General features: G+C 74.3%; 30 protein-coding genes and 1 other RNA gene. 19 read left to right on the top strand and 12 right to left on the bottom strand.

The annotated features are described in order from the left end of the window. Positions 1-25: 25 nt before the first annotated feature. From KJP73_RS02495 to KJP73_RS02485, 3 genes are read left to right on the top strand one after another with little or no spacing between them, the layout of a single operon-like run. The gene (locus tag KJP73_RS02495) at positions 26-1006 is read left to right on the top strand and encodes a phosphodiester glycosidase family protein (protein ID WP_213281183.1); all 981 of its coding nucleotides are present in this window, start codon (positions 26-28) and stop codon (positions 1004-1006) included. Positions 1007-1009: 3 nt separating this feature from the next. Then, a complete protein-coding gene (locus tag KJP73_RS02490) occupies positions 1010-2110 on the top strand; it encodes a GtrA family protein (protein ID WP_213281182.1) in 1101 nt (366 codons plus the stop codon). A 9-nt stretch (positions 2111-2119) separates the two neighbouring features. Beyond that, complete coding sequence (locus KJP73_RS02485; RefSeq protein ID WP_213281181.1) at positions 2120-2629, top strand: DUF6584 family protein; 510 nt, start codon at positions 2120-2122, stop codon at positions 2627-2629. Positions 2630-2660: 31 nt separating this feature from the next. On the opposite strand, the gene KJP73_RS02480 is transcribed toward KJP73_RS02485, so the two are convergent. Both KJP73_RS02480 and KJP73_RS02475 read right to left on the bottom strand, forming a co-directional pair. Further along, positions 2661-3902 (bottom strand): flavin monoamine oxidase family protein, encoded by a 1242-nt coding sequence (locus tag KJP73_RS02480; RefSeq protein ID WP_213281180.1) that lies wholly within the window; start codon positions 3900-3902, stop codon positions 2661-2663. 50 nt (positions 3903-3952) lie between these two features. Further along, the gene (locus KJP73_RS02475; RefSeq protein WP_213281179.1) at positions 3953-4855 is read right to left on the bottom strand and encodes a LysR family transcriptional regulator; all 903 of its coding nucleotides are present in this window, start codon (positions 4853-4855) and stop codon (positions 3953-3955) included. Positions 4856-5009: 154 nt separating this feature from the next. Here KJP73_RS02475 and KJP73_RS02470 point away from each other — a divergent pair, with 154 nt between their 5' ends. Genes KJP73_RS02470 through KJP73_RS02460 form a run of 3 tightly spaced genes read left to right on the top strand, consistent with a single transcriptional unit; the run spans position 5010 to position 6072 of the window. Further along, a complete protein-coding gene (locus tag KJP73_RS02470) occupies positions 5010-5360 on the top strand; it encodes a CBU_0592 family membrane protein (RefSeq protein ID WP_213281178.1) in 351 nt (116 codons plus the stop codon). A gap of 50 nt (positions 5361-5410) precedes the next feature. Further along, positions 5411-5638 carry a FitA-like ribbon-helix-helix domain-containing protein gene (locus KJP73_RS02465; protein WP_213281177.1) on the top strand — a complete coding sequence of 76 codons (228 nt, stop codon included), beginning with the start codon at positions 5411-5413 and terminating at the stop codon, positions 5636-5638. Next, a complete protein-coding gene (locus tag KJP73_RS02460; protein ID WP_213281176.1) occupies positions 5635-6072 on the top strand; it encodes a type II toxin-antitoxin system VapC family toxin in 438 nt (145 codons plus the stop codon). Before KJP73_RS02465 ends, KJP73_RS02460 begins: the two co-directional genes overlap by 4 nt. A 39-nt stretch (positions 6073-6111) precedes the next feature. On the opposite strand, the gene KJP73_RS02455 is transcribed toward KJP73_RS02460, so the two are convergent. The 5 genes from KJP73_RS02455 to KJP73_RS02435 form a co-directional block, all read right to left on the bottom strand. Beyond that, positions 6112-6414, bottom strand: a complete 303-nt coding sequence (locus KJP73_RS02455) for a DUF1905 domain-containing protein (RefSeq protein WP_213281175.1) — start codon at positions 6412-6414, stop codon at positions 6112-6114. A gap of 40 nt (positions 6415-6454) precedes the next feature. Continuing rightward, positions 6455-6760, bottom strand: coding sequence for a type II toxin-antitoxin system PemK/MazF family toxin (locus KJP73_RS02450; protein ID WP_213281174.1), 306 nt, complete (start codon positions 6758-6760; stop codon positions 6455-6457). Further along, positions 6757-6996: a ribbon-helix-helix domain-containing protein gene (locus tag KJP73_RS02445; RefSeq protein ID WP_213281173.1), complete on the bottom strand. Its 240-nt coding sequence runs from the start codon at positions 6994-6996 to the stop codon at positions 6757-6759. The genes KJP73_RS02450 and KJP73_RS02445 overlap by 4 nt, the downstream gene beginning before the upstream one ends. Before the next feature lie 43 nt (positions 6997-7039). Continuing rightward, entirely contained in the window at positions 7040-7975 is a 936-nt protein-coding gene (locus tag KJP73_RS02440; RefSeq protein WP_213281172.1) for an aldo/keto reductase, read from the bottom strand. 114 nt (positions 7976-8089) lie between these two features. Beyond that, positions 8090-8377, bottom strand: a complete 288-nt coding sequence (locus tag KJP73_RS02435; protein ID WP_213281171.1) for a DUF1905 domain-containing protein — start codon at positions 8375-8377, stop codon at positions 8090-8092. A gap of 113 nt (positions 8378-8490) precedes the next feature. Here KJP73_RS02435 and KJP73_RS02430 point away from each other — a divergent pair, with 113 nt between their 5' ends. Genes KJP73_RS02430 through KJP73_RS02415 form a run of 4 tightly spaced genes read left to right on the top strand, consistent with a single transcriptional unit; the run spans position 8491 to position 12105 of the window. Continuing rightward, a complete protein-coding gene (locus KJP73_RS02430; protein WP_213281170.1) occupies positions 8491-9861 on the top strand; it encodes an FAD-binding oxidoreductase in 1371 nt (456 codons plus the stop codon). Continuing rightward, on the top strand, positions 9858-10958 hold the full coding sequence (locus KJP73_RS02425) for a winged helix DNA-binding domain-containing protein (RefSeq protein WP_213281169.1): 1101 nt from the start codon (positions 9858-9860) through the stop codon (positions 10956-10958). The genes KJP73_RS02430 and KJP73_RS02425 overlap by 4 nt, the downstream gene beginning before the upstream one ends. 15 nt (positions 10959-10973) lie before the next feature. Beyond that, positions 10974-11378, top strand: coding sequence for a nitroreductase family deazaflavin-dependent oxidoreductase (locus KJP73_RS02420; protein WP_249669032.1), 405 nt, complete (start codon positions 10974-10976; stop codon positions 11376-11378). Between the two features lie 52 nt (positions 11379-11430). Further along, on the top strand, positions 11431-12105 hold the full coding sequence (locus KJP73_RS02415; RefSeq protein ID WP_213281168.1) for a hypothetical protein: 675 nt from the start codon (positions 11431-11433) through the stop codon (positions 12103-12105). 33 nt (positions 12106-12138) lie between these two features. Here the strand turns inward: KJP73_RS02415 and KJP73_RS02410 are convergent, their stop codons facing one another. From KJP73_RS02410 to KJP73_RS02400, 3 genes are read right to left on the bottom strand one after another with little or no spacing between them, the layout of a single operon-like run. Next, the gene (locus KJP73_RS02410; RefSeq protein ID WP_213281167.1) at positions 12139-12402 is read right to left on the bottom strand and encodes a type II toxin-antitoxin system RelE family toxin; all 264 of its coding nucleotides are present in this window, start codon (positions 12400-12402) and stop codon (positions 12139-12141) included. Then, positions 12399-12659, bottom strand: coding sequence for a type II toxin-antitoxin system Phd/YefM family antitoxin (locus KJP73_RS02405; RefSeq protein WP_213281166.1), 261 nt, complete (start codon positions 12657-12659; stop codon positions 12399-12401). Before KJP73_RS02405 ends, KJP73_RS02410 begins: the two co-directional genes overlap by 4 nt. A gap of 10 nt (positions 12660-12669) precedes the next feature. Beyond that, a complete protein-coding gene (locus KJP73_RS02400; RefSeq protein ID WP_213281165.1) occupies positions 12670-13038 on the bottom strand; it encodes a nuclear transport factor 2 family protein in 369 nt (122 codons plus the stop codon). 78 nt (positions 13039-13116) lie between these two features. Here KJP73_RS02400 and KJP73_RS02395 point away from each other — a divergent pair, with 78 nt between their 5' ends. Next, positions 13117-13914: a MerR family transcriptional regulator gene (locus KJP73_RS02395; RefSeq protein ID WP_213281164.1), complete on the top strand. Its 798-nt coding sequence runs from the start codon at positions 13117-13119 to the stop codon at positions 13912-13914. A 199-nt stretch (positions 13915-14113) separates the two neighbouring features. Continuing rightward, on the top strand, positions 14114-15196 hold the full coding sequence (locus KJP73_RS02390) for a Fic family protein (protein ID WP_213281163.1): 1083 nt from the start codon (positions 14114-14116) through the stop codon (positions 15194-15196). A 78-nt stretch (positions 15197-15274) separates the two neighbouring features. Here KJP73_RS02390 and ssrA read toward each other — a convergent pair. Continuing rightward, positions 15275-15642, bottom strand: a transfer-messenger RNA (tmRNA) gene (gene ssrA, locus KJP73_RS02385). A 193-nt stretch (positions 15643-15835) separates the two neighbouring features. Between ssrA and KJP73_RS02380 the strand changes: the two genes are divergently transcribed. Together KJP73_RS02380 and KJP73_RS02375 are read left to right on the top strand one after the other, a co-directional pair. After that, complete coding sequence (locus KJP73_RS02380) at positions 15836-16321, top strand: GNAT family N-acetyltransferase (protein ID WP_213281162.1); 486 nt, start codon at positions 15836-15838, stop codon at positions 16319-16321. A gap of 76 nt (positions 16322-16397) precedes the next feature. Beyond that, positions 16398-16901 carry a DUF6328 family protein gene (locus KJP73_RS02375; protein ID WP_213281161.1) on the top strand — a complete coding sequence of 168 codons (504 nt, stop codon included), beginning with the start codon at positions 16398-16400 and terminating at the stop codon, positions 16899-16901. 3 nt (positions 16902-16904) lie between these two features. Here the strand turns inward: KJP73_RS02375 and KJP73_RS02370 are convergent, their stop codons facing one another. Beyond that, positions 16905-17741 (bottom strand): TetR/AcrR family transcriptional regulator, encoded by an 837-nt coding sequence (locus tag KJP73_RS02370; RefSeq protein WP_213281160.1) that lies wholly within the window; start codon positions 17739-17741, stop codon positions 16905-16907. A gap of 182 nt (positions 17742-17923) precedes the next feature. Between KJP73_RS02370 and KJP73_RS02365 the strand changes: the two genes are divergently transcribed. From KJP73_RS02365 to KJP73_RS02345, 5 genes are all read left to right on the top strand, one after another. Further along, the gene (locus KJP73_RS02365; RefSeq protein WP_213281159.1) at positions 17924-18904 is read left to right on the top strand and encodes an ABC transporter ATP-binding protein; all 981 of its coding nucleotides are present in this window, start codon (positions 17924-17926) and stop codon (positions 18902-18904) included. After that, positions 18901-19635, top strand: a complete 735-nt coding sequence (locus tag KJP73_RS02360; RefSeq protein ID WP_213281158.1) for an ABC transporter permease — start codon at positions 18901-18903, stop codon at positions 19633-19635. Before KJP73_RS02365 ends, KJP73_RS02360 begins: the two co-directional genes overlap by 4 nt. Before the next feature lie 18 nt (positions 19636-19653). After that, positions 19654-20721, top strand: a complete 1068-nt coding sequence (locus KJP73_RS02355; protein ID WP_213281157.1) for an ATP-dependent DNA ligase — start codon at positions 19654-19656, stop codon at positions 20719-20721. A gap of 89 nt (positions 20722-20810) precedes the next feature. Beyond that, the gene (locus tag KJP73_RS02350) at positions 20811-22184 is read left to right on the top strand and encodes an NAD(P)/FAD-dependent oxidoreductase (protein ID WP_213281156.1); all 1374 of its coding nucleotides are present in this window, start codon (positions 20811-20813) and stop codon (positions 22182-22184) included. A gap of 31 nt (positions 22185-22215) precedes the next feature. Then, positions 22216-22396 (top strand): hypothetical protein (locus KJP73_RS02345; protein ID WP_213281155.1); only part of this gene is annotated, 181 nt, incomplete at its 3' end.

The following is a 22396-nucleotide window of genomic DNA, read 5'->3' as shown; positions in this document are numbered from 1 at the left end:
GGACCCGCTCCGTAGACCTGGGCGCATGACGCAGCAGCCCCGGACCCGACCTCCGCGCCCGCGCCGGCGCCTCCGCCGCACACTCCTGGTCTCAGCCCTCGTCCTGGTCCTCGCCCTCGGCGGCGGCGTGGCGTGGGCGCTCGACAGGTTCGTGGTCGACCACGTCGAGATCGCCGACGTCCAGGCCTACGAGGCCGAGCAGCAGGGCACCACGACCGGCACCTCGGACGACGGCACCGCCGACGACGACGCCACGACCACCGCGACCACGTACGCGTCCGACGACGCCGCCGTGAGCATCTCGACCGTGGTCACCGGCAGCGGCGACGACCAGGTCACGTACTACGTCGCCGACGTGACCCTGTCGGACGCCACCGTGCTCCGGTCGGCGTTCGCGAACAACCAGTTCGGCACCAACATCACCCAGACCACGTCCGAGATGGCGGAGGCGAACGACGCGGTGTTCGCGGTCAACGGCGACTACTACGGCTTCCGGGACACGGGCATCGTCATCCGGAACGGCGTGGTGTACCGCGACGAGGGCGCCCGGGAGGGGCTGGCCTTCTACGCCGACGGGACCGTCGAGATCTACGACGAGACGACCACGACCGCGGACGAGCTCGTCGCCGCGGGCGTCTGGAACACCCTGTCGTTCGGGCCGGCGATCGTGGCGGACGGCGAGGTCGTCGACGGGATCGAGGACGTGGAGGTCGACACCAACGTCGGCAACCACTCCATCCAGGGCGACCAGCCCCGCACCGCCGTCGGCGTGATCGACGACAACCACCTGGTGTTCGTCGTCGTCGACGGCCGCTCCCCGGGCTACAGCGCGGGCGTCGACATGACGGAGCTCGCCGGGATCATGCAGTCCCTCGGCGCCACCACCGCCTACAACCTGGACGGCGGCGGCTCGTCGACCATGTACTTCGACGGTTCGCTCGTGAACGACCCCCTGGGCAAGGGCACCGAGCGCGGCACCTCCGACATCCTGTACATCGAGGGCTGAGCCGTGATCGTGCTCATTCCCGCCTACGAGCCCGACGAGCGCCTGGTCCGCCTGGTCGAGGACCTGCGGGCCTCCGCCCCGGACGTGGGTGTGCTCGTCGTCGACGACGGCAGCGGCCCGGCGTACCGGGCCCTGTTCGACCGGGTCGGCGCCGCCGGCTGCACCGTGCTGACGTACCCGGCCAACCGCGGCAAGGGCTGCGCGCTGAAGACCGGCTTCGCCTACGTCCAGCGCCACCACCCGGGTCACGACGTGGTGTGCGCGGACAGCGACGGCCAGCACTCCGTCGCGGACGTGCTCCGGGTCGCCGCGGCGCTCGCCGCGCAGCCCGCCGGCCGCCCTGCGACCGTGCTGGGCAGGCGGTCGTTCACCGGTCCCGTCCCCGCGCGCTCGGTCGTCGGGAACCGCGTGACCGCCCGCGTGTTCCACCTCGCGACGGGCCGCAGGCTCGGGGACACCCAGACCGGGCTGCGTGGCTACCCCGCGGCGCTCCTGCCGTGGCTGCTGTCCGTGCGCGGCGAGCGGTTCGAGTACGAGCTGCACCTCCTGCTGCGCGCGGCGGCGGAGGGGCTGCCCGTCGAGGAGGTCGAGATCGCGACCATCTACCTGGAGCGGAACGCGTCCTCGCACTTCCGGCCGCTCGCCGACTCCGTGCGGGTGCTGGCGCCGCTGCTGCTGTTCACGCTGTCGTCGCTGTCGGCGTTCGTGCTCGACACGCTGGCCCTGCTGGTGCTGCACGCGCTGACCGGGTCGCTGCTGGCGTCCGTGGTGGGGGCGCGGCTGCTCAGCGCCGGGACGAACTTCGCGGTGAACCGGCGGCTCGTGTTCGGGCGGGGCCGCGACCGGGTGCGGGCCGGGCGCGCGGCGGTGCGGTACGCGGTGCTCGCGGTGGTGCTGCTGGCCGGGAACTACCTGCTGCTCCGGCTGCTGACCGGCCTCGGGCTCGGGCTGCTCGCCTCGAAGGTGGTCACGGAGGCCGTCGTGTACCTGGCGAGCTTCGAGGTGCAGCGCCGGTTCGTGTTCGCGCCCGCGACCCCCGCACACCCGCGGGCCCCCGCCGAGCGGACGGGAAAAACGCCCGCACCCAGCACCGCCGACCGCTAGCGTCACGGCGTGCCCATCGAGAAGACCCTGGAGCGCGTCGACGCCCTCGTCGCCGCGGGCGACCTCGACGGCGCGCGCACCCGGCTGGTGAGCCTCGCCGACCACGCCCCCCGCCGGCTCGACGTCCGGGAGCGGCTCGCGGACGTCTACCGGCGCACCGGCAACCGGCAGGAGGCCGGCCGCTGGGGCTACCTCTCGGAGCAGACGTCGCCGGAGGAGCTGCGGGCGTTCGCGAAGGCCCACCGCGGCGACGCTCGCTCCATGATGAGGGCGCTGCGGTGGGAGGGCGCGGAGGACGGCACGGGGTCGCAGGTCGCGGAGGAGCGGCTGCGCGCGCTCCGGGCGACGGCCGAGGACGACGCCGGCGGCACGGTCGACTGGCGCGACCCCCGGCCGGAACCGGTGCCGGGCCCGTGGTGGGGTGACGTCATCGCGGTCGCGGTGCTCGGCGGGCTGGTCGCGTGCCTCGTCGTCGGCGCCGTCACGATCGTGCGGTGGCTGGTCGGGCTCGTCTGGTGACGCGCGACGGGTGACGCCGGGTCCGCTCGGTTCAGGCCGCGAGGCGCGCTGCCACCGCCCGGGCCGTGCGCCGGCCCGAGACCAGCGCTCCCTGCTGCGACGGCGTGTCCCGGTGGTCCCCGCAGACGTAGCGCCCGTCCCCCAGGTCGACGTCCTGGCGGACGCGGTCCCGCAGCGGCGGCGGCAGGGCGGGCAGGGCGTGCCGCAGGTCGTGCCGCGCGAGCTCCGTCCAGCCGCGGGGGTCCGCGCCCAGGATCTCCCCCGCCTGGCGCCGCACCGCGTCCCGGTCCGGTGCGTCGCCGTCCGGCGGCAGCACGCACGTCGCCTCGACCAGGTGGGTCCCCGCGGGGGCGTAGGAGGGGGCGGCCCGTGACACCACGGCGGCGTTGACGACGGGCCCGCGCCGACGGCCGTCGACCACCACCGCCCGGGTCGGGTGCACCAGCGCGTCGGCGGCCCACCACGTGGTGGACAGCCCGCGCATCGTCGGAGCCGGCAGCCCCGTCAACGACGCCGCGGTCACGGGGTCCGCCGCCACGACGACGGCCCGCGCGCGGACCTCGACCCCGGCGGCGCGCACGACCTGCCCGCCGGGGACGGCCGCGATCTCGTCGACCCGCACGCCGGTCGCGACGTCGGGCAGCCCGGCGGCGAGCTGCTGCGGCAGCGCGATGGCGCCGCCCACCGGCAGCCCCGGCGTGCCGAGCGTGTCGGACCGCAGCACCAGCCGCACGAACGCCGCCGACGTCTCGCCGGCGTGGTCACCGAGCACGCCGGCCAGGAACGGCTCCAGCACCTCGCGCCGGATCCGCCCGTCCACCCCGGCGGCGGTGAGCGAGTCGGCGAGGGTGGCGTCGTCCCCCTCGACCAGCCGCCGGACCGGTCCGAGGGCCGGCGCCAGCCACCGCGCCAGCGCCGCGAGCTCCACGGGCCGGAGGTAGCCGCTGCGCAGCGTCGCGAGCAGGTCCCGGGGCGCGCGGCGCGGGTCGGCCAGCAGCGCGAGACCGTCGTCGCGGCGCACCGCCACCCCGGGCAGGAACCGCTGCAGCCGCAGGGCCTCGACGTCCACGAGGTCCGCCAGGGCCGGGTACGCCGGGTTCACCACCTGGAAGCCGCGGTCCAGCGTGAACCCGTCGACGCGCTGGCTCGTCACCCGGCCGCCGACCCGGTCGGCGGCCTCGAGCACCCGCACCGCGTACCCGCGCCGGTGCAGCGCCCGCGCGCAGGTCAAGCCCGCCAGCCCGGCACCGACGATCACCACGTCGCAGTCCATGCCGGGAGCGTACGGTCGGCCCCGCGGCCCCGCCCGGGCGAGCGCGCCGGTCAGACCAGGTCGAGCCCCGACGCGACCGCCAGCAGCTCCTCCACGACCGCGACCACGGCGGGGCCGGGTTCCCTGCGGGTGGCGCGGTGCCGGGCGACCAGCCGCCGCGAGCCGAGGCCGGGCACCGTCGCGACGGTCACGCCGTCGGGGAGCTCGCCCTGCAGCGCTAGCGCCGGCAGCATCCCGACGCCCTGACCCGCGGCGATCAGCGCGAGCGCCACGTCGAAGTCGTAGTACACGTGCCGGCTGGTCACCGGCCCCAGCGCCGCCGCGACCCGGCTCAGCGCCCGGGCGGCAGCCGTCCCGGCCTCCGCCGCCAGCCACGTCACCCCCGCGAGGTCGGACAGCTGCGTCGGCGTCGCGACAGAGCTCGGCAGGACCACGCGCCACGGCTCCTCCAGCAGCACCACGTCCCGCTGCCCGCGCGGCACGTGGGTGTCGGCGTCCTCGTCGCGCTCCAGCAGCACGATGTCCGCGTCGCCCTCCCGCAGCCGGCGCATCGACTCCCCCGGCTCGCGCTCCTCCACCACGAGCTCGACACCCGGGTGGTGCTCGGCCAGGACGCCCAGCGCCGGTGCGACCACCGCCCGGATCGCCGTCTGGAACCCGGCGAGCGTGACCCGGCCGGAGAGCTCGCCCCCGAGCGCGGCGAGCGACTTGCGCGCCTCGACGAGCTCGGACTCGATGCGCTCCGCCGCCTCCGCGAGGATCCGACCCGCGGCGGTCAGCGTCGCCCCCCGGGGGTTCCGGTCCAGCACCGCGACGCCCTCCTCGGCCTCCAGCCGGGTGATCTGCTGCGACACCGCCGAGGGGGTCACGTGCAGCACGTCGGCGGCCGCGAGGACCCCTCCGGCGCGGTGGACGGCGAGCAGGACGGCGAGGCGGCGCGGGTCGGTCGGCACCCATTCATCCTAATTCACTCCTGCTAAATCCGGGTCGGAACATCATTCGATTGTGCTGAACCCGTGACAGGCCCAGAATGGAGGCGTCGGCCCACCCCGCACGCGGGGACCCGGCAGCCCTCCACCCACCCCTCGTCCTTCCTGGAGCACGCCCGTGTCCGCTCTCGTCACCGCGCTCGGCTGGCTCGGCGCGGTCACGTGCCTCGTCGCCTACGTCCTCGTCACGCAGGGGAAGTGGTCCCCCACCTCCGGGCGGTACCAGGCGGCGAACGTCGTGTCCGGGCTGTTCATGGGCCTCGTCGCGGCGAGCAGCGGGGTGTGGCCGTCGGTGGTCACGAACGCGGTGTGGGCGCTGGTCGGGACGCACGCGGTCGCCGTGGTCCTGCGCGCGCGCCGGCAGCGGGCCCGCGAGGCCGCGCAGGCGCCTGCGGCCGCGCCGGCACCGGCTGCCGCGCTGTCCGAGGCGCCGGACCTCGGGCCGCGGGTGGTCGACCTCGCCGCCTGAGCCCGCTGGTTGCTAGCATTGACAGCAGTCCCAGCGAGAGGAGGTGCGCCATGGCGACCGTGACGGTCCGCAACCTCGATGACGAGGTCCAGCGACGACTGAAGCAGCGAGCGGCGTCGCACCACCGGTCCATGGAGGCGGAGGTGCGCGCGATCCTCAGCGCGGCCGTGAACGACACCGGGCTGACGCAGGCGTGGGTGGCCGCGACCCGCGAGCTCCGGGGCGATGACCTGGAGCTCCCCGCCCGGTCGGTGCCGCGGTCGGTGGACCTCGGGTGATCGTCCTCGATACGAACGTCCTCTCCGAGCCGATGCGGCTGTCCCCGGACGACCGGGTGATCGCGTGGCTCGACCAGGTGACCGAAGCCGTCGGGGTGACGGCAGTCAGCGTCGGAGAGCTGCTCGTCGGAGTCCGCTGCCTCCCCGCGGGCCGGCGACGAGACGGGCTGATGACGGCCGTGCAGGACGTGGTGCAGCGGTTCCGGGACGACGTCCTGCCGTACGACACGGAAGCCGCTCGCCGCTACGCGTCGCTGCAGGAGCAGCGTCTCGCGGCAGGCCGGCCGCTCAGCACCGAGGACGGGATGATCGCCGCGATCTGCTCGGCTCGGAACGCGACGCTGGCGACGCGCAACACGCGTGACTTCGAGGGCCTCGGGCTCCGTCTCGTGAACCCGTGGGACGCGTCGACCCCTGACAGTCCCCCGTTCTGAGGCGCGGCGCGGGGCGGACCCGCCGTCGCCTCCGGCCCGTCAGACGTCCAGCACCCGCAGGGTCACCCGCACCGGCCCGCCGACCGTCAGCCCCTCGGCCGCGCGCACGGCCTTCTTGACCGGCAGCGAGTACGCCTTGCGCTTCCCGTCCGGGAAGATCGACGTCCGCCAGGTCGTGCCACCGACCGTCACCTCGACCCGCAGCGACCCGAACCCGCGCGCGAACGCGCCGGCACGCTCGAGGATCTCGTCGGACGCGTCCTCGGGCACGCTCACGAACGTCCACCGCTCGGTGCGGCGGGCGTCCCACTCCCACAGCGGGGCCTCGAAGTCGAAGATCATGCGCCGATGCTCCCGCACACCGCTGACACCGCGCAGGCCGTCACGTCGACGCGAGGTCGAAGGCGTGCGAGATCGCCCGCGCCAGCGCCCGCTCCTGGTCGGGCAGCAGCATCCCGATCTGCGGGCCGAGCGAACCGGCGGGAACGGTGAGCAGGTTGTCGCAGCTGACCACGGACGCCTGGTCCAGCCCGTTCTCGGGGCCCACGGGCACCTCGGTCGCGAGACCGCGCGCGGTGCTGGTGATCGGCGCGACGGTGACCTTGCCGAGGTACGGCCGCACCGCCTCCCGGGTGAGCACCAGCACCGGGCGCCGCTCGTCGAGCTCGGCGACGTGGATCGACCTCATCCGTCGAGCCCCTCGACCGGCCGCCCCTGCGCCCAGGCCGCCAGCGGAGCGAGGTCGTCGGGGGCGCCGTCCCCGCGGAGGATCGCCACGTCGCGCTCGGTGAGCAGGCGCCGGACCTCGTGCTCCAGCGCCTGCTCCACCACCGACGCGCGGCTGCGGGCGCGACCCGACGTCACCAGCGAGTCGACCATCGCCACCATGTCGTCGGGCAGCCGGACCGTGATCTGGGTGCTCATCCCGCGACGGTAGCACCGCTGGGATTCATCGTGAATCCCAGGATCACGGCACGGTGTGGCCCGACGTCCGGAACAGCTCGTACCACTCGGCGCGCGTCAGCGTGACGTCCGAGCCGGCCGCCGCCTCCGTCACCCGGGACGGCGTCGTCGTCCCCAGCACGACCTGCATCTGCGCGGGGTGCCGGGTGATCCAGGCGGTCGCGATGCCCAGGGGCGTCACGCCGTACTTCTCGGCCAGCCGGTCGATGGCCTCGTTCAGCTCGGGGAACGCCTCCCGGTCGCCGAGGAAGACCCCGTCGAAGAAGCCCTTCTGGAACGGCGACCACGCCTGCAGCGTGATGTCGTTCAGCCGGCAGTAGTCCAGGATCCCGCCGTCCCGGTCGATCGACTGGTCGAGCGCCGCCATGTTCGCTGCGACCCCCTGCGCGATCAGCGGGGAGTGCGTGATGCTCAGCTGCACCTGGTTGACGACGAGCGGCTGGGTGACGGACCGCTTGAGCAGCTCGATCTGGCGGGGCGTGTGGTTCGAGACGCCGAACGCCCGGACCTTGCCGGCGGCGGCGAGCTCGTCGAACGCCCGCGCGACCTCGTCCGGCTCGACCAGCGCGTCCGGGCGGTGCAGCAGCAGGATGTCGACGTAGTCCGTGCGCAGCGCCGCGAGCGAGCCGTTCACCGACTCGATGATGTGCTCGTACGAGAAGTCGAAGTACGGGCCGTCCTTGACGATGCCGCACTTGGTCTGGATGACGTACTCCTCGCGCTCGGCGGGCGTGAGGTCCAGCGCTTCCGCGAACCGCTCCTCGCAGCCGTGCGGCCGGTCGCCGTAGATGTCGGCGTGGTCGAGGAACGCGATGCCGGCGTCCCGCGCGGTGCGGACGAGCTCCCGGACCTCGTCGTCGGACTTCTCCTGGATGCGCATCAGGCCGAGGATCACGTCCGGGGCGACGATGTCGGTGCCGGGCAGGGTGAACGTCTTCATGCGGGGCCGGTCCTTCGGGTCGACGGTGACGACGAGGCGGCCCGGCGACGTCGTCGGCAGGCCGTGCCCCGAGCCTACGGACGACCACCGACGACCGCGCGAGCGGGGTCGGTGCTACACGTCCACGGTGAGCCGCAGCGCGACCGTGTCACCGAGCTCGACGTCCTCGGCCCGGCGCACCGCGTCCTTGACCGGCACGAGGTACCCGCCGTCCCGGGGGAACAACGACGTGGTCCACCGGGTCGACCCGAGCGTCACCGCGACGGGGACGACGCCCCACCCGTAGGACACGAGCGACGCGGCGGCCCGGAGCGCCGCGGCCTCCTCGTCGGGCACCCGGACGAAGTGGAACGGGGCGGGCCCGCGCCACCAGACGACCTCGCCCTCGAACCGCAGGTCCATCGCGCCAGCGTACGGACGCGGCACCCGGCCGGGAACCTCTCCAAAGTCCTTGCCCCCGCGGACCGGGCAGGTCGACGCTGGTGACTCCGTCCCGCCGCGCGAAGGAGCGCCGCATGACCACGTCGAGCAGCACCTCCCTGACCGACCTCCGCTCCCGCCTGACCGGGCGCGTGGTGGAGCCCGGCGACCCCGACTTCGACGCGTACCGCGGCATCGTGCTGGGCGGCACGGACCCCCGCCCCGCGGTGATCGTGCGGCCGGTGGACGACGGCGACGTCTCCGCGGCCGTCACGTTCGCTCGGGACGCGGGCCTTCCCGTCGCCGTCCGCAGCGGCGGCCACAGCGGGGCGGGCCACGGGACCGTCGACGGCGGCCTCGTGGTCGACCTGCGCGACCGGAAGCAGCTGGACGTCGATGTCGACGGTCGCACCGCCTGGGCGGAGGCCGGCCTCACCGCCGGGGAGGTCACCGCGGCCACCGCGGCGCACGGGCTCGCGATCGGGTTCGGGGACACGGGGTCCGTCGGCATCTCCGGCATCACGCTGGGCGGTGGGGTCGGCTACCTGTCGCGCGTCCAGGGCCTGACGATCGACAACGTCCTGGCCGCGGACGTGGTGCTCGCGGACGGCCGGGTCGTGCGGACGGACGCCGAGCAGCACCCGGACCTGTTCTGGGCGATCCGGGGCGGCGGCGGGAACTTCGGCGTCGTCACGCGGTTCCGGTACCGGCTGCACCCGCTCGACGGGGTCACCGGCGGGATGCTGCTGCTGCCGGCGTCGGCCGAGGTGGTCGCGGGGTTCATGGCGGCGGCGGCCGCCGCGCCGGACGAGCTCAGCGCGATCATGAACGTGATGCCCTGCCCGCCGCTGCCGTTCGTGCCCGCGGAGCACCACGGGACGCTCGTCGTCATGGCGCTGCTGTGCTGGTCGGGCGCCCCGGAGGCGGCGGAGGGCGCGCTCGCACCCTTCCGGTCGCTCGCCACCCCGCTGGCGGACATGGTGCGGCCGGTCGCCTACCCGGAGCTGTTCCCGCCCGCGGACCCCGAGTACCACCCGACCGCGGTCGCGCGGACGCTGCTGCTCGACCACGTCGACCTCCCGCTGGCCGAGCGTGTGCTGGAGCGGCTGACGAGCACCGACGGGATGCGGGTCGTGCAGCTGCGGGTCCTCGGGGGCGCGATCGCGCGGGTCGCCGCCGACGCGACCGCGTACGCGCACCGGGCCAGCCGCGTGATGGGCAACGTCGCCGCGTTCGTGCAGGACCCGGGCGACCGCGCGCAACGCGCCGAGTGGGTGGCCGGGACCGCGGCGCTGCTCGACCAGGGCGACGCCGGCGCCTACGTGAACTTCCTCGGCGACGAGGGGCCGGAGCGGGTACGCGACGCCTACCCCGGTCCGACGTGGGACCGGCTGGCGGCGATCAAGGCGACGTACGACCCGGAGAACCTGTTCCGGCGGAACCAGAACGTCGTCCCCGTCGGGTGAGCGGTTCCTCCGTGACCCGCGGGGCCACGCTGACGCTCCGGCAGCTCAACCGGACGCTCCTGCGACGCCAGCTGCTCGACACCCGGGCCGACCTGTCCCCGGCGGCGGCGACCTCGCGGGTGCTCGCGCTCCAGGCGCAGGAGCCGAACTGGGTGTTCGCGGGGCTGTGGTCGCGGGTCGCCGGGTTCGCGCGGGACGACCTCGAGGCGGCGGTCGAGCGGCGGGAGCTGGTCCGCGGGCCGCTGCTCCGCGGCACGCAGCACCTCACCACGGCGGAGGACTACGTGTGGCTGCGGCCCACGATCCAGCCGGTGCTCAGCCGCCTCGCGCGGTCGACCTACTACACCGCCGAGACCCGCGGCATCGACCCGGAGCAGCTGGTGGCCGCCGCGCGCGAGGCGCTCGGTGACGACCTGGTGCGGCGCCGGGACCTCGCCGCGACGCTGGTCGGCCGCTGGCCCGGCCGGCGCGGCGCGGTGCTCGCGGCCGCGGTCGAGGCGCTCACGCCGGTGGTGCACGGCCCGGACACGTCCGCCTGGGGGTCGTGGTGGAGCCGCCGGTCCATCGCGGTGTCCGACGCCGAGGCGTGGCTCGGTCGGCCGATGGCCCCGCCGGACCTGCCGGCGCTGGTGCGGCGGTACCTCGCGGCGTTCGGGCCGGCCGGCGTGATGGACCTGCAGACGTACACCGGCCTGACGCGGCTGCGGCCGGTGGTCGACGCGATGCGGGACGAGCTGCGCGTGCTGCACGGCCCCGACGGCGCCGAGCTGCTGGACCTGCCCGACGCGGAGATCGCCGACGAGGACGCGCCCGCGCCCGTCCGGTTCCTGGCGGCGTTCGACAACGCCGTGCTCGGGCACCGCGACCGCACCCGGATCCTGCCCGAGGCGCACCGTGCCGCCGTCATGCCCGGGTACTCGATGGTGCACGCGACGGTGCTGGTCGACGGGTTCGTCGCCGCGCGGTGGACCGTCGAGGACGGCACGCTGCTCGTGCACCCCCTGCAGCCGCTCCACGACCCGGACGCCGTGCTGACGGAGGGCGCACGGATGGCCGCGTTCCTCGACCTCGACACCGACCGCGTCACGATCACCTGAGCCCCGGAGGCCGCCGTGCCCATCACCACCCGCATCACCGGCTTCAACCGGCGGGTGCTCAACCCCCTCATGCTGCGCGTGGCCGGCCGCTGGGGCTCGATCGTGGTGCTCGAGCACGTCGGACGGCGGACCGGGACGGTGCGGCGCACGCCGCTCATGGCGTTCCGGCACGGCGACACCGTCACCGTGGCGCTGACCTACGGGCCGGACGTCGAGTGGCTCCGCAACGTCCGCGCGGCGGGCGGGTGCCGGATGCTCCTGCGCGGCCGGGTGCTGCGGCTCGGCGCGCCCCGGCCGGTCGACCCCGCCGAGGCGTTCCGCCGGGTCCCGCAGCCGCAGCGCACCGTCCTGCGGTGGCCGGTCCGCTGCCGGGACTACGTGGAGCTGCCGGTGCAGGGCGGGCAACGCTCGTCCGGGTGAACCGTCCGGGAACTGCCCTGCAGGAGGCGTCGACCGGAGCACAGTGCGAGGGGTGATCTCTCCCGGGCTTCGCGCGGCCGCGTCCGCGCTCGACATCACGCCTCGAGCACGCGTCTGGACGAGCGTGACGTTCTGCGTGCTCGACGCTGTGTGGTCGATCGGCGCGCACTACGACCGCGTCGTCGTCCCCGTGGTGCGCGGTGTCGCTGCGGCCGCCGACGTCGCGGCCCCCACCGCCGAGCCCGGCGCGGCGCCCGACGAGGACACCTACCCGCTGGAGCGGTTCCTCGCCGACTACCCGGACGCCGACACGCTGGCCGGTGCGACGAACCGCCAGCGCACCTCGACCCGCGGGGGCGTCCTCAAGGCGGAGGCGGCGCTCCGCTACGCGACGATCCTCCGCTCCCACGGGATCACGACCGGCGCTGACGCCGCGTCGGTGGTCGGTGACACCGACCGGCTCGTGGCGATCGACGAGCAGCTCGCACGCGTCCCGGGGGACGGCGTGCGGCGGGCGTACTTCTGGATGCTGGTCGGTGACGACCACCAGGTGAAGCCGGACCGCATGGTCCTCAGATTCCTCGCGCGGCACGACGGCCCGACCGACGTCGCGGGGGCTCGGACCGTGCTGGCCGAGCTGGCGGCGGAGCTCACCGAGGGGTCACGCGTGGTCACGCCGTGGATGGTCGACCACGCGATCTGGCTGGCGGAGCGCGGGCGACGCTGACCCGCGGTGCGGTTCGGACACGCGCGGAGCGCCTCAGCGGTAGACGTCGCGCCGGTGATCCACCTTCACGACGGTGATGATGATCGCGTCGTCGTCGACCACGTAGATCACCCGGTACTGCCCACGACGCGCCGACCAGTGCCCTGCGAGCGGACCGAGCAGTCGCTTCCCCACGCGGTGCGGGTTCTCGGCGAGGGGTCCGTTGACGAACTCCCACACCGCGGCCGCGACCGACTCCGGGAGGCCGTTCTCGATCGCGCGCCGCGCGGGTGGAGCCCAGCGGATGCGGTAGCTCACCGGCGCGGGAACGCCCGCAGCTCCGCTGTGACGCCTGCCTCGATCGCTGCTGCCGCCTCGCGCAGCTCCGCCATCGCGACGGGATCGGACAGGATCTCGAGCGTCTCCTCGAGCGCGGCAAGGTCGTCGGGCGAGATGAGCACGGCGGCGGGTTCACCGTTGCGCGTGATCACGACTCGTTCGTGGGTGTCGTGCACGGACCCGACGACGGCTGACAGGTGCGCCTTGACGTGGGCGAGGGACGTCGTCGTGGTCATGACCACCATTCTAGTCATCACCGTGTGACGGCGCGATGACCAGTCCCTCGATCAAGTCCCCGTCCATCGCGAAGCGGTAGGCCAGGTCGACGACGCCGCCGGGGAAGTCGCCCTCCAGGCGCTGCGTCGCGACCCAGTGCGCGTCGTCGACGCGCCGTACCGAGATCAGCTCGGTGGTGTACCGGAACTCGGCCCCGGCCTTCGACAGGAACCGCCGGACCTCCTCGGTGCCCCGGTAGGTCGTGCCGTCGTCGACGACCACGGCGGTCGAGGTGAACGCGCGGAGCGCCGCGTCGGTGTCGTCGGCGGTGTGCGCGGCGAGGTAATCACGGATCGTGGCGGGCAGCTCACCCGGCTGGACTGTTGCGGGAGTGGTCATGCCTCGACCCTGGGCGCTCCCGGTGCGCGAGGGTCAACGGCTGGACTCTCCCCCTGGGAGAGGGTGCACCATGGCGGCGTGCTGGCCATCGGTGAGTTCTCGCGGCTCACCCACCTGAGCGTGCGGACGCTGCGCCGCTACCACGACGCGGGGCTGCTGGAGCCGGCGAGCGTCGACGGCGTGACCGGCTACCGCTCCTACAGCCCCGACCAGATCCCCACCGCGCAGGTGGTCCACCGCCTGCGCGAGCTGGACGTCCCCCTCGCCGACGTGCAGCGCATCCTGCGCTCCCCCGACCCCGGGACCCGCGCCGAGCTGGTCGCCGACCACCTGCAGCGGCTGGAGTCCGAGCTCGACCGGACGCGCGCCGCGGTCGCGTCGCTGCGCCGGCTGCTGCGGCCGGCACCGGCTCCGCTCGACGTCGAGCTGCGGGCCGTGCCGGCGACCACCGTCGCCGCGGTCGAGGGCGACGTGGCGCACGACGACGTCATCGCCTGGTACGCGGGCGCCATGGCCGAGCTGGACGCCGCGGTCCCCGAGCCGACCGGCGTACCCGGCGGCCTGTACGACAACGCGCTGTTCGAGGACGGCCGGGGTCACGCGCTGGTCTACCGCCCGACGGCGCGGCCGCCACGCACGGGGCGGGTGCACCCGGTGACCCTGCCGGCGGTCGAGATGGCCGTCGCGACGCACGTCGGCGAGCACCACGACATCGACGTCACCTACGGCGAGCTCGGCAGGTGGGTGGTCGCCAACGCGCTGGCGGTCGCCGGGCCGGTGCGGGAGATCTACGTGGTCGGGCCACGCGACACCGCGGAGCCGTCGGCCTGGCGCACCGAGATCGGGTGGCCGGTGTTCCGGGTGGCCGCGCCCTGACGATCCCCCCGCTGACGACCCACGAAGCGAGAAGACCGTCGCCCTTGTTCTCGGTTGTGCCCGTAAGCGAGAATAGCGAGCCCGCTCTTCTCGCTTACGGAGACCGATGCCTCCCTCCGCCCTCCGAGTGCCACCGCATGACCACGAGACGCTGCCCTGGGCGTCCCGCGCAGGGCGACGCGCCGAGATCGACACCTACGTGGCCAGCATCCCGCCCCGGATCGCGGCTCTCGATCTGCCGCTCGGCGGGAGCCTGCTCGAGGTCGCCCGCAGCGCCGCGGTCGACGTCCGGGTCCTGGAGCAGCGCTTCGCCCACCAGGTCTCCACGCTGGAGCCGTTCCTGCTCCGTACCGAAGCGATCGCCTCGTCGCGGATCGAGGAAGAGCTGACGACCGTCGACCAGCTGGCACGGGCGCAGCACGGCATCCGCGCCCCGCGATCCGCCCGGACCGTCAAGGGCGCGATCGACGGCTTGTCCCTGCTGGTGGAACGGGCTTCCCACGGCATCGCGCTCGACGACATCCTCGCGGCCCACCGCCCGCTCATGGCCGACGACCCCGAGGAGAAGTGGGACGCGGGCACGCTGCGCACGGTGCAGAACTGGACCGGCGGCTCCAACCGCTCACCGCGAGGAGCACTGCACGTGCCCCCGGCGCCGAGTCTGCTGCCGGCGCTCATGGCGGACCTCGTCGACTTCCTCCGGCGCACGGACCTCGATCCCGTCGTGCAGGCCGCCGTCGCGCACGCCCAGTTCGAGTCCATCCACCCGTTCACCGACGGCAACGGCCGCGTCGGCCGCTCGCTGATCAACGCGATCTGGCGTTACCGCGGTACCACCACGCGGATGGCCGTGCCCGTCGCCTCGGCGATCGTCGCCGACCGCGACCGGTACTTCGCGCTGGTCAACGACTACCGCACCGGGACCGTCGAGCCGTTCGTGGCGTACCTGGCGGAGGCCACGGCCCGCGCGACCCGAGAGGCCACCGTCTCGGCCGAGCGGCTGATCGCGCTTCCAGCCGTCTGGCGTGACCTCGTGAGCCCACGCTCCGGCTCCGCTGCGGCCGTCCTGCTCGACCTGCTGCCCCGACATCCCGTCGTCGACGCGAGCGACGTCGTTCGGCTGACCGGCGCCTCGACGGCACGTGCCTACGCGGCGATCGACCGGCTGGAGGAGGCCGGGGTCCTGCGCCGCATCACCGAGTCCCGTCGGGACATGACGTGGGCGGCCGGCGACGTGCTCGACGAGGCCGACCTCATGGTCGACCGTCTCCGCTTCGGCTGACCGATCGCGAACAGGCCGACGCGCGCCGCCGCAGACGCGACGAGGCCCGCCCCGCGAGCGGGACGGGCCTCGTGTCACTGGTGGAGGTGGCGGGAATCGAACCCGCGTCCGATGACGTGGGACCAGGGCTTCTCCGGGCGCAGTCTGCAGCAGATTTTCTCGGCCCCCGCGATCACGCAGACAAGTCGCGGACGGGCTCAGTCACCTGAAAGTCCCCGCAGCCCCGGTGACGAAGGCTGCGAGCAGTGGCTCCCTAGATGACGCCAGGAACTGAGTCGGAAGCTAGCTCAGGCTGACGGACTTCGAGGCTCGCTCAGGCGGCGAGGGCGAAGTCGGTGCGCTTGTTATCGGCACCTATTGGTTTACACGGAGCGTTAGCGAGATAACCGTGTGTCCTCGGCCCGCTTCTCCTGGTTCGACGATCACCGTCGAAACCGATCACCCCCAGTGGGTGCTGCTGTGGAGTTGTCAATCTCGTGTCGATCACCGCGCCCGCCTCCCGGTGTGACCCGGTCGCCGCGCGCAGCATGTCGATCGTACCGTTCCAACGCGCCCGGCCGCACGGTCATTCCCGCCGCCCCCTGCCCACGGACCCGAATCCGGTGGCGCCGCGCGCCCGGGGCGGACGAGACTCCCGCCATGCACCTGCGACCCACGACCGCCGACGACGCCGACCTGCTGACCGGCCTGGTCGCTGCCGCCGTGAACTGGACCGGCGAGGAGCGCGTCCGGGCGCAGGACGTCGCCGCCGACCCGCACCTGGCGCGGTACGTCGCCGGGTGGGGCCGGCCGTCGGACCTCGGGGTGGTCGCCCTCGACGGGACGGGCGAGCCGGTGGGCGCGGCGTGGCTGCGGCTGCTGACCGCCGACGCCCCGGGGTGGGGGTACGTGGCCGACGACGTGCCGGAGCTGTCGATGGCCGTGCTGGCGCCGGCGCGCGGCACGGGTGCGGGCTCCGCGCTGCTCGACGCGTGCCTCGACGGGGCACGTCAGGCGGGTCGGCGGGCGGTCAGCCTGTCGGTCGAGGACGGCAACGCCGTGGCGCGCGCGATGTACGAGCGCCGCGGGTTCCGGCCCGTCGGCCGCGTGGGCGGGTCCGACACGCTGCTGCTCGACCTGCGCTGAGCCCGCGGGCGCGGCACCATACGGCGAGCGCGTCGCGGGACTCCCCCTCCCCCGCGGCGCGGGACGGAGGACGACCATGACCGACCAGCAGCGCGCCGCACGCACCGACGACGGGCGCAGCGAGACGCCGACCGAGCGCATGGACCGGAACTGGAACGAGCTGCTCCAGGAGCTGCGCGTCGCGCAGACCGGCGTGCAGATCCTCACCGGGTTCCTGCTCACGGTGCCGTTCCAGCAGCGGTTCCTCGACCTCGACGAGTACCAGAAGGCCGTCTACCTGGTCCTGGTGGTGCTCGCGGTCGCGGCGACGGGCTTCATCGTCGCGCCGGTGTCGTTGCACCGGATCCTGTTCCGGCGGCACCTCAAGCGCGAGCTGGTGGAGTCGGCGGACAAGATGGCGCAGACCGGCCTGGCGATGCTCGCGCTCGTGCTGGCGGGTTCCGCGCTGCTGCTGTTCGACGTCGTGGTCGACCGCACGGCGGGCTGGATCGCCGGCGCGCTCGTCATCGTCGGCCTGTCGGTCGTGTGGCTCGCCGTGCCGCTGCGGCTGTCCCGCAACGCGCACCGCGACGCGGGCTGAGCCTCAGCCGGCCAGCAGCCGGGCGATGATCCGGGCTCCGGCCTCCGGCGACATGTGCTCCGACCCGGTGAGCTTGCCCTCGAGCGTCGCGACGTTCAGCACGCTGATGACCGCGAGCGCCGCGTCCCGGTCCTCCTGCGTCGGTTCGGCGGGCCCCGGCTCGGCACCGGCAGCGCGGCGCCGGGCCAGCCGCATGGCCGCGACCTGCTCGGCGACGAGGTCGAAGGACCGCACGTGCAGCGCCGCGAGCTCGCCACCCGCGTCGGGGTTGCGCAGCCCGTAGGTCAGGAACTCCAGGGACAGCAGCAGGTTCGGGTCGTCCTGCGCGTCCCGCAGCCAGCCCGCCAGGGCCGCGGTGTCGACGCCGTCGGTGCTGAGCCCGGGGATGTCCAGGTCGGGGTCGGACATCGCGATCCCCAGGCGCTCGCGCGCGAGGGCGAGGAACACGCCCTCCTTGGACCCGAAGTGCCCGTACAGGGCCCCCTTGGTGTACCCAGCCTCGGCGGCGATGTCGCCGACGGACGCGCCCTCGTAGCCCTTCGCGGCGATGACGCGGGCGGCGGCGTCGAGCAGGTCGGCGCGGGTGCGGTCCACCTTCTCCCGCCGGCGACCCTCGGCCCGGGTGCCGTCGCCGGCCCGCTGCACGTGCTCGGACGCGTCCGCCAGGCCGCGTGACGCCTCGCGCAGGCTCGCGGCGACCGCCTCCGAGACCTCGGGGACGACGCTCTGCACCTGCTTGCCGATGAGGCGGGTCAGGGCGGCGGTCGCGTCCGCCAGGGCGCGGGTGGCGGCGCCGATGGTGTCGTCGGGGTGCTCGTCGCGGTCGGGGGTCCGGGCCATCCCGCCATCATACCCACGGGCGTACCGCGCGGTATGTCGACGACGTCGAGACGATCGTCCCGGCGCCCGGACCTGCGCAGACACGCCCCCGGCTCGATGGATACCCCCTGGTATGTGACGCCATGTGCTGCTACGGTCACCGATGTACCGATCGGTATGTGACGAGACGGAGGAGGTGCACGATGGGATCGGCAGACGTGCTGAGCGTGCGGGGGCTGCGCAAGCGGTACCGCGGACGCAGCGGTGTGCAGGCCAACGACGGGATCGACCTGGACGTCGCCGCGGGGCAGGTCGTCGGGCTGCTGGGCCACAACGGAGCGGGCAAGACCACGCTCGTGAACCAGGTGGTCGGCCTCGTGCGGCCCGACGCAGGGACCATCCGCCTCGCCGGGGTCGACGCGGTCGCACACCCCGACCAGGCCCGCCGGCTCGTGTCGATCCAGGCGCAGGCCAACGTCCCGATCACCGGGCTGACGCCCCGCCGCGCGATCGAGCTCGTGGGACGCATCCGGGGCGCCGACCGCCCCGCCGTCCGGGAGCGTGCGACCGAGCTGATCGACGCGCTGGACCTCGGCCCGTGGGCCGACACCCCCGCGGAGAAGGTCTCCGGCGGCATCGCCCGCCTCACGGCGTTCGCGATGACCGTCGTCGCCCCGGGCCGGCTCGTGGTGCTGGACGAGCCGACCAACGATGTCGACCCGGTGCGCCGCCGGCTGCTGTGGCAGCAGATCCGCGCGCTCGCCGACCAGGGCCGCGGGGTCCTGCTGGTCACCCACAACGTGCGCGAGGCGGAGCGGGTGGTCGACCGCCTGGCCGTGCTCGACCACGGCGTCGTGCTCGCCGACGACACCCCCGCGGGCCTCACCGCGCACCTGCAGGACACGCTCACGGTCGAGGCCGACCTCGCGCACGACCTCGACGGCGCGGCCTGGGCGTGGCACCCCGCCGTCCGCGGCGTGTCCGCTTCGCGCGGCCGCGAGACCGGGACGGTCCGGTCCGACGACGCCGCGGAGGTCGTGCGGTGGGCGCAGGCGGAGGTCGCGGCCGACCGTCTGGAGCGGTACGCGCTCACCCCCGCGTCCCTGGAGGACGTGTACGTGGACCTGGTCGGCGACGAGCACCACGCCGGCACCGCGACCGCCCTGGCGGGTGAGGCCGCGTGACCGCCGTCGAGCAGACCCTGCTGCTGGCGCAGTGGCAGCTCCGCCGCCAGTCGGCCTTCCTGCCGCTCATGGTCGTGGTGCAGGTGTTCATGGCCGTCGCCACCGTGATCGGCTACGGCCTGCTGGTCGGGGACCCGGACCCGGTGACCGCGCTGTACCTCGCCACCGGCGCGCCGACGGTCACGCTCATCACCATCGGCCTGGTCGTCACGCCGCAGCTGCTGTCCCAGTCCCGCACCGAGGGCAGCCTCGACTGGATGCGGACCCTGCCGGTGCCGCGGTCGCTGTTCCTGATCAGCGACCTGCTGGTCTGGACCGTGCTGGCGCTGCCGGGCATGGTGCTGGGCGTCGTCGCCGGCGTGCTGCGGTTCGACGTCGACCTGTCGCTCGCGCCGTGGCTCGTGCCGGGCGCCCTGCTGGTCTCGCTCACGGCCGCCGCGGTCGGGTACGCGATGGCCTCGCTGCTCGCGCCCGCGCTGGCGTCCCTGATGACGCAGGCCCTGGTGTTCGTCGTGCTGCTGTTCAGCCCGGTGTCCTACCCCGCCGAGCGGATGCCCGGGTGGCTGCAGGGCGCGCACGAGTGGCTGCCGATCGAGCCGATGGCGCAGCTCGTCCGGGCGGGCCTGGTCAGCGACGCGTTCACCCTGCCCGCGCGCTCCCTCGTCGTGCTGCTCGCCTGGTGCGCGGCGTCGGTGGCCGGAGCGGTCTGGGCGCTGCGCCGCCGGGCGTGAACGAGCAGGATGGGCGCCATGGACCTGCCCGTGATGCCACCCGTGTCCCCGATGCTGGCCAAGGCCGTGCCCGAGATCCCCGACCTCGGGCACACCGAGCCCAAGTGGGACGGGTTCCGGACCATCGTGTTCCGGGACGGCGACGAGGTCGTCCTGGGCAGCCGCAACGAGAAGCCGATGACGCGGTACTTCCCGGAGCTCGTCGAGTCCCTCAAGGCGAACCTGCCCGAGCGGTGCGTCGTCGACGGGGAGATCGTCGTGGTGTCCGGCGACCGGCTGGACTTCGACGCGCTGCAGCAGCGCATCCACCCGGCGGACAGCCGCGTGCGGCTGCTGTCCCAGCAGACCCCCGCGTCGTTCGTCGGCTTCGACCTGCTGGCGCTCGGCGACGAGGACCTCATGCGGACGCCGTTCGCGGACCGGCGCGCGCGGCTCGTCGACGCGCTCGGCGGGGCGCAGGCGCCGGTCCACCTGACACCCTCGACCGCGGACCTCGCGGTCGCCCAGGACTGGTTCGGCCGGTTCGAGGGCGCCGGGCTCGACGGCGTCGTCGCGAAGCCGCTGGACGGCACGTACCAGCCGGACAAGCGCACGATGTTCAAGGTCAAGCACGCCCGCACCGCCGACTGCGTGGTCGCCGGCTTCCGCTGGCACAAGTCCGGCCCGGTCGTCGGCTCGCTGCTGCTCGGCCTGTGGACCGACGACGGCCGGCTGCAGCACGTGGGCGTCGCGGCGTCGTTCCCGATGGCCCGGCGCAAGACGCTCGTGGAGGAGCTGGAGCCGCTGCGCGCCGACGACCTGTCCGGGCACCCGTGGGGCGACTGGGCCGACCAGTCCGCCCACGGCGACAAGCGGATGCCCGGCGCGGTCAGCCGGTGGAGCGCCGGGAAGGACCTGTCGTTCGTGCCGCTGCGCCCCGAGCTCGTGGTCGAGGTCGCGTACGACCACATGGAGGGCGACCGGTTCCGGCACACCGCCCAGTTCCGCCGGTGGCGCACCGACCGCGACCCGGCCACCTGCACCTACGCGCAGCTCGAGGAGCCGGTGGGGTTCAGCCTGGCGGACATCCTCGCGCCGCCGGCCTGACGGGAGGCGGTGCCGGCTCCGCGCGCGCTCCGACCACCGCGCTCGTAGGGTCGGACGGGTCCCGCCACCCCTCCGCGGAAGGACCCCTGATGAGCGCCAGCGTCCCCTCGCGCACACCCGGAAAGCCCCACGACGTGGTGGTGATCGGCTCCGGCTTCGGCGGCCTGTTCGCCACGAAGGCCCTGGCCGGCGCGCCGGTGCGGGTGACCGTCGTCGACGGCACCGCGACGCACGTGTTCCAGCCCCTGCTCTACCAGGTCGCGACGGGCGTGCTGTCGGTCGGGGAGATCTCCCCCGCGACCCGCGACGTGCTGCGGGGCCAGCGCAACGCCCGCGTGCTGCTGGGCGTGGTGACGGACATCGACGTGGAGAACCGCGTCGTCGTGTCGTCCTCGCCGCTCGGGGAGACCCGGACGCCCTACGACAGCCTGATCGTCGCCGCCGGCGCCGGGCAGTCCTACTTCGGCAACGACCAGTTCGCGGACCACGCCCCGGGCCTGAAGAGCATCGACGACGCCCTCGAGATCCGCGGCCGGGTGTTCGGGGCGTTCGAGCTCGCGGAGCTCGCCACCGACCCCGCCGAGCGCACCCGGCTCATGACGTCCGTCGTCGTCGGTGCGGGCCCCACCGGCGTGGAGATGGCGGGGCAGCTGGCGGAGCTCGCGCACCGGTCGCTCCGCGGCAACTTCCGGCACATCGACCCGTCGCAGGCCCGCATCCTGCTGGTGGACCCCGTGCCGCAGGTGCTGCCCGGCTACCCCGAGAAGCTGCAGGAGTCGGCCGCCCGCACGCTCGAGGGCCTGGGCGTCGAGCTGCTGATGAACCACAAGGTCGTCGACGTGGGCGCCGACTTCGTCGACGTGGAGGACACCGACGGCAACCGGACCCGCATCGACGCGCAGACCAAGGTGTGGGCCGCGGGCGTGTCCGCCTCCCCGCTGGCCCGCCGCCTCGGGGAGCAGACCGGCGCCGAGGTGGACCGGGCGGGGCGCGTGAGCGTCGAGCCGAACGGGTCCCTGCCCGGGCACCCGGAGGTGTTCGTCGTCGGCGACATGGCCTCCCGCAAGGGGGTCCCCGGCGTCGCGCCCGCCGCCATGCAGTCCGGGCGGTACGCGGCGGAGGAGATCATCCGGCACGTCAAGGGCGAGCCGACCGGTGAGCCGTTCGTCTACCGCGACAAGGGCAGCCTCGCCACGGTGTCGCGGTTCCAGGCGGTCGCGAAGATCGGGCCGGTGCAGACCGCCGGGTTCGTCGCGTGGCTGCTGTGGCTCGGCGTGCACATCGTCTACCTGGTCGGCTTCAAGAACCGCGTCACGACGCTGCTGCACTGGGCGGTGTCGTTCATCGGCACCGGCCGGTCCGAGCGCACCGCGACCTGGCAGCAGGTGGTCGGGCGCACGGTGCTGCGGTCCCGCGGGGCGGAGCACCCGACGCGGCGCGCGCAGGACGTCGCCGGCAGCTGACGCCGGCGGCCGGGACGGTCAGGGGGCCGGGGTGGCCGCCGGCGGCGGCGAGCTCCACCGCACGGGGCGCGGGCGGCGCGGCCGCGCCGCCGACGCGCCGTCCCCGCGCCCCGGTGCCTTCCGGAACGCCGCCGACACCGACCCCGCCGTGGCCGAGTCGCGGGAGTGGGCCGCCGGGCTCGTCGCCCGTGACGTCGAGCCGCCCGCCGGCG

The sequence above is a fragment of the Cellulomonas hominis genome (assembly GCF_901521055.1).
Taxonomy (GTDB): Bacteria; Actinomycetota; Actinomycetes; order Actinomycetales; family Cellulomonadaceae; genus Cellulomonas; species Cellulomonas endometrii.
The sequence above is the reverse complement of the archived record's forward strand: the minus strand, read 5'-3'. Positions and strand labels throughout refer to the sequence as shown.

Bases quoted from the DNA above. Each gene is read 5' to 3' on its own strand.
- KJP73_RS02495 (WP_213281183.1), top strand. From the start codon at position 26: ATGACGCAGCAGCCCCGGACCCGACCTCCGCGCCCGCGCCGGCGCCTC.
- KJP73_RS02480 (WP_213281180.1), bottom strand. From the start codon at position 3,902: ATGGACTGCGACGTGGTGATCGTCGGTGCCGGGCTGGCGGGCTTGACC.
- KJP73_RS02465 (WP_213281177.1), top strand. From the start codon at position 5,411: ATGGCGACCGTGACGGTCCGCAACCTCGATGACGAGGTCCAGCGACGA.
- KJP73_RS02455 (WP_213281175.1), bottom strand. From the start codon at position 6,414: ATGATCTTCGACTTCGAGGCCCCGCTGTGGGAGTGGGACGCCCGCCGC.
- KJP73_RS02450 (WP_213281174.1), bottom strand. From the start codon at position 6,760: ATGAGGTCGATCCACGTCGCCGAGCTCGACGAGCGGCGCCCGGTGCTG.
- KJP73_RS02445 (WP_213281173.1), bottom strand. From the start codon at position 6,996: ATGAGCACCCAGATCACGGTCCGGCTGCCCGACGACATGGTGGCGATG.
- KJP73_RS02440 (WP_213281172.1), bottom strand. From the start codon at position 7,975: ATGAAGACGTTCACCCTGCCCGGCACCGACATCGTCGCCCCGGACGTG.
- KJP73_RS02435 (WP_213281171.1), bottom strand. From the start codon at position 8,377: ATGGACCTGCGGTTCGAGGGCGAGGTCGTCTGGTGGCGCGGGCCCGCC.
- KJP73_RS02430 (WP_213281170.1), top strand. From the start codon at position 8,491: ATGACCACGTCGAGCAGCACCTCCCTGACCGACCTCCGCTCCCGCCTG.
- KJP73_RS02405 (WP_213281166.1), bottom strand. From the start codon at position 12,659: ATGACCACGACGACGTCCCTCGCCCACGTCAAGGCGCACCTGTCAGCC.
- KJP73_RS02400 (WP_213281165.1), bottom strand. From the start codon at position 13,038: ATGACCACTCCCGCAACAGTCCAGCCGGGTGAGCTGCCCGCCACGATC.
- KJP73_RS02380 (WP_213281162.1), top strand. From the start codon at position 15,836: ATGCACCTGCGACCCACGACCGCCGACGACGCCGACCTGCTGACCGGC.
- KJP73_RS02375 (WP_213281161.1), top strand. From the start codon at position 16,398: ATGACCGACCAGCAGCGCGCCGCACGCACCGACGACGGGCGCAGCGAG.
- KJP73_RS02370 (WP_213281160.1), bottom strand. From the start codon at position 17,741: ATGGCCCGGACCCCCGACCGCGACGAGCACCCCGACGACACCATCGGC.
- KJP73_RS02365 (WP_213281159.1), top strand. From the start codon at position 17,924: ATGGGATCGGCAGACGTGCTGAGCGTGCGGGGGCTGCGCAAGCGGTAC.
- KJP73_RS02355 (WP_213281157.1), top strand. From the start codon at position 19,654: ATGGACCTGCCCGTGATGCCACCCGTGTCCCCGATGCTGGCCAAGGCC.
- KJP73_RS02350 (WP_213281156.1), top strand. From the start codon at position 20,811: ATGAGCGCCAGCGTCCCCTCGCGCACACCCGGAAAGCCCCACGACGTG.